The organism is Fibrobacter sp. (assembly GCF_017545445.1).
In the GTDB taxonomy this organism is placed as follows: Bacteria; Fibrobacterota; Fibrobacteria; order Fibrobacterales; family Fibrobacteraceae; genus Fibrobacter.
The window spans coordinates 1-3,757 of record NZ_JAFWOM010000073.1 but is presented as its reverse complement, the minus strand read 5'-3'; the positions used below and the strand labels follow the sequence as shown (position 1 = coordinate 3,757).

Genomic DNA, 3,757 nt, shown 5'->3' with positions numbered 1-3,757 from the left:
GGGATGTGCTCGACAAACACATTTGTGATTTGTCATGCCGAATTTATTCCGGCATCGGCTATTCCAATTAAGCTAAAACATGTTACATTAGCTATGGCTTTGACTTTGACGATGCTTTGTGCTCGCTTTCTCTTTTGTAAATTCTTTCGATTCTTGCAAACGGTTGTTGACAAAGTAAACCGTCCGACGGACGACCCCTTGTTTTTGAAGTTGCATCATTTTATATTATAGGAACCACCTTAGTAGTGTGTTGCCGGGTTTCACCAGTCTAGTGATGCTCCAGAGTTTATATATGCGTTATTATATGATTCAAAAAGGACAATGCTATGGCTAGACCGATTCGTGAAACTCCGATTCTCTATGGCGAGGATGCTCGTCGTTTTCTTGAAAACATGAAGATTCGCCGACCGGAAACTCCAGAAGCTCGTGCCCAGCGCTTGCGCGATTACGAGTTTATGAAAAAGGCTTACGAACGTGGTATGGCTGAACAGCGTGCTCGAGAAGAAGCTAATGGAGGTATTGATCCATGGTTCAAGAAGGTATAGATATTGAAAAATTAAGTTTTATTTGGATAAGACCATCTTATTCTGTCAAAAACTTTAATTGTGGCGATCGCGATTTAGATGATTTTATTCTAAATCGTGCGTTTGCATTCCAAAAGCATTTGCTCTCTGTGAGTTATGCTTGTGCTGATGCAGATTCTGGTAAAATGTTGGCTTATTGCAGCCTTGCAAATGACAGGGTGGCATTGGACAATTTCAAGGATAAAACAGAAATCAACCGATTCCGCAAAAAGAGCGGTTTCCCGAACGAAAAACGTTTAAAAAGCTATCCTGCGGTCAAGCTGTGCCGCTTGGGCGTTGATGTCTCGGCTAAAAAACAGCGAATTGGGACAATAATCCTCAATTACATCAAGTCTATGTTTGTGATGGACAATAAGACTGGGTGTCGTTTTTTGACGGTTGATGCGTATTTGAACGCCGTTCCTTTCTATGAAAAGAATGGCTTTCGGTTTATGAATTCTGAAGATGACGATCCGCATACAAGGCTGATGTACTTTGACCTTATGGATTTGGTCGCGTAATTTTTGCATCTCCAAAAACAAAAAACGCCAAAACTCATGGAGCTTTGGCGCTTTTTTGAAATTTGATTGACTGTTCGTGGATTAAACCAAACCGATTGTTTCGTCGAGGCCGAGCGCGATATTCATGTTCTGAATAGCGGCGCCGCTAGCACCCTTACCGAGGTTGTCGATAATCGTCGTGACCTGCATGATGTTTTCGTTGCCGAAAACCTGGATGCGGGCGTTGTTCGTGTCGTTGCAAACAGTCGGGTCCAAGCGACCATTGAACAGCACCGGAGCAGCTTCGTAAGGCAAAACCTTCACAAACTTCGAACCTTCATAATGCTTGGCGAGGATTTCGGTCAAGTCTTGCGGGCCGACCTTCTTCGTGAGCATGTTCGGGAAGATGGCGACCGTCACGGCCATACCTTTGTAGTAGGGGCCAAGTACCGGGTTGAAGAACGGAACGTTTTCAAGGCCGCAGACCTTCTTCATTTCGGGGAGGTGCTTGTGGGCGAGCGCTAGTGCGTACGGGGCGGGAGCCATGATTGCTTTCGATTCGCCGGCCTTGTGGCTCAAGTTTTCTTCAGCTTCGTATTCGGCAATGAGCTTCTTGCCGCCGCCGGAGTAACCGGTGATGCTGTAAGCGGCGAGGTTAGCGCTCTTCGGGAGGATTCCCGATGCAACGAGCGGATGGACACCAAGGATAAAGCCGGAGGCGTGGCAACCGGGGTTTGCAATGCGCTTGCTCTTGGAAATCGCTTCGCGTTGGGCGAGGCAGAGCTCCGGCATGCCGTATGTCCAAGCCGGGTTCACGCGGTGAGCCGTAGAGGCGTCGATGATGCGCGTGTTCGGGTTTGTGCAGAGGGCGGCACTTTCGATGGAGGCTGCATCCGGCAGGCAAAGGAACGTCACGTCAGATTCGTTGATCATCTTCTGGCGTTCGTTCACGTCCTTGCGGAGTTCCGGATTGATCTTGAGGATTTCCAGATCGTTGCGCTTGGCTAAGCGTTCGTAAATTTGCAGGCCGGTCGTTCCTGCTTCGCCATCTACAAAAATTTTGAACATTTTTAGGTATTAGGTTTTAGGTTGTAGGGGTTAGTGATTGGTAGGAAGTTAGAAGTAGGAAGTCGGAAGTTCTATAATCGCGGCAAAGCCGCCAATTAATACTGTCTACCGTCTACTTCCTACTGCCTACTTCTTACTTATTCGCTCCGCAGCACTTCTTGTACTTCTTGCCGGAACCGCACGGGCACGGGTCGTTACGACCGACGTCCGGGCCTTGGTGGCGGACTGTTTCCTGCTTCACTGCACGACCGTCATAGAAATACCATGCACCGCCGACCTTGTGGAATTCGCCAAGTTCGTGGTGGTTGCGGGTGATGTTGCCTTGCTTGAAGCGGGCGACAAATTCGACCCAGCCGATGTTCTTTTCATCTTCGGTCTTGGTCTGCTTGATTTCGATGCCGAGCCATTCGGATTCGCGGCTCCAAGCTTCGACGCTCGGTTCATCAAAGTCGTCACGCTGGGTAGCTTCGAGGGAGTCCTTGAGCCATGCAATTTCGTGCTTGGCGTAAGCCGTGTAGCGGGAACGCATCAATGCTTCCGGAGTCGGAGCGAGAGTCATCTTTTTAATAATCGGTTCGCAGCAGTCGCAATAAGCTTTGCCGGAACCGCAGGGGCATAAATCGTTTGCCATAGTTAAAATCCTTATAAAAAACTGGGCTAAAAATACAAAAAAATGGTGCGCCTGTGGAGCCCATCGCACTTTTTTTACAAGTCCCAAGTCTATAAAAAGAGACCCCGGCAACGGAGGCCGGGGTGACAAATTGAAATTGTGGTAGGCACGACAATTGGATGTACTAAGTTTTAACAGGATTGCCGCGTCCCCTTACAGGGTCCTCGCAATGACGTGGGAGCCGAGTGCAATAGGAACGCTTGCGTTCCTATTGCCGAGGCGAACCTGTCATGCACTTGTGCAATGACGTGGGAGCCGAGTGCAGCAGGAACGCTTGCTTTCTCTATTCTAAACTACAGGCACTTCTTCAAGAGCCAGAATTCTTCCTTGCCTTCGCGGCCCGGAATGCTGTTCGTGGGCTTGATACGTTCGACAATGTCGAATACGCCGTCCAAGCGTGCCATGAGTTCGCCTTCGCTCATGCAGTGCGGTGGACCTTGCATGGTCTTGCCGTTCGTGAGCGGGTACATGAGGCAGATGAACACGCCGTCGTCCTTCATCATCTTATAGCAGACTTCGAAGAACTCGTCGCGGCGGCCCGGATGGATTGCCGAAAATGTGCCGTAATCGTAAATGATATCAAATTGCTGACCGCCACGCTTGGCATCCTTTGGCGAAAGCGTGAACAAGTCGAGATCGAGCGAGCGCAAATTCTTGTGCTTGCGGCTCAAGTGGTCCAGTTCATCGACTGCGGTCGGGGCAAAATCGACGGCGAGAACGTCATGTCCACGCAAAGCCCAAGCCTCCGCATCATAGCCAAACCCAGCACCGGGGATCAGTACAGAACCGGTTGCGGGGCATGAGGGGTGCTTGAAGAATTCAAGCAGGGCCGGTGTCGCCTTCTTGAAATTCCAGTAGTCCTTGCCTTCGGCATAGAGGTTGTCCCAGAATTCCGGGAGGTTCTGCGTTAACATTCTTTACCTTCCTTTTTGTACGCAAGCTGCCCACAGGCGGCG

The 3,757-nt window shown here is 49.7% G+C and carries 6 protein-coding genes; 3 read left to right on the top strand and 3 right to left on the bottom strand.

All coding sequences use genetic code 11. The features are described 5' to 3' along the window. The 3 genes from IKG78_RS08610 to IKG78_RS08600 all read left to right on the top strand — a co-directional run. The coding region (locus tag IKG78_RS08610; protein ID WP_290942355.1) for a hypothetical protein at window positions 1-231 on the top strand (231 nt) is incomplete at its 5' end. 95 nt (window positions 232-326) lie between these two features. Further along, entirely contained in the window at window positions 327-545 is a 219-nt protein-coding gene (locus IKG78_RS08605) for a hypothetical protein (protein WP_073424661.1), read from the top strand. Beyond that, window positions 527-1,084, top strand: coding sequence for a GNAT family N-acetyltransferase (locus IKG78_RS08600; protein ID WP_290942352.1), 558 nt, complete (start codon window positions 527-529; stop codon window positions 1,082-1,084). Before IKG78_RS08605 ends, IKG78_RS08600 begins: the two co-directional genes overlap by 19 nt. 81 nt (window positions 1,085-1,165) lie before the next feature. Here the strand turns inward: IKG78_RS08600 and argC are convergent, their stop codons facing one another. From argC to IKG78_RS08585, 3 genes are all read right to left on the bottom strand, one after another. After that, on the bottom strand, window positions 1,166-2,131 hold the full coding sequence (argC, locus tag IKG78_RS08595; RefSeq protein WP_290942350.1) for an N-acetyl-gamma-glutamyl-phosphate reductase: 966 nt from the start codon (window positions 2,129-2,131) through the stop codon (window positions 1,166-1,168). Window positions 2,132-2,264: 133 nt separating this feature from the next. Beyond that, entirely contained in the window at window positions 2,265-2,762 is a 498-nt protein-coding gene (locus IKG78_RS08590) for a YchJ family protein (protein ID WP_290942348.1), read from the bottom strand. 332 nt (window positions 2,763-3,094) lie between these two features. Continuing rightward, a complete protein-coding gene (locus IKG78_RS08585) occupies window positions 3,095-3,715 on the bottom strand; it encodes a methyltransferase (RefSeq protein WP_290942345.1) in 621 nt (206 codons plus the stop codon). Window positions 3,716-3,757 lie beyond the last annotated feature (42 nt).

Excerpts from the sequence above, each read along its gene's own strand:
- IKG78_RS08605 (WP_073424661.1), top strand. The coding sequence starts at position 327 with ATGGCTAGACCGATTCGTGAAACTCCGATTCTCTATGGCGAGGATGCT.
- IKG78_RS08600 (WP_290942352.1), top strand. The coding sequence starts at position 527 with ATGGTTCAAGAAGGTATAGATATTGAAAAATTAAGTTTTATTTGGATA.
- argC (WP_290942350.1), bottom strand. The coding sequence starts at position 2,131 with ATGTTCAAAATTTTTGTAGATGGCGAAGCAGGAACGACCGGCCTGCAA.
- IKG78_RS08590 (WP_290942348.1), bottom strand. The coding sequence starts at position 2,762 with ATGGCAAACGATTTATGCCCCTGCGGTTCCGGCAAAGCTTATTGCGAC.
- IKG78_RS08585 (WP_290942345.1), bottom strand. The coding sequence starts at position 3,715 with ATGTTAACGCAGAACCTCCCGGAATTCTGGGACAACCTCTATGCCGAA.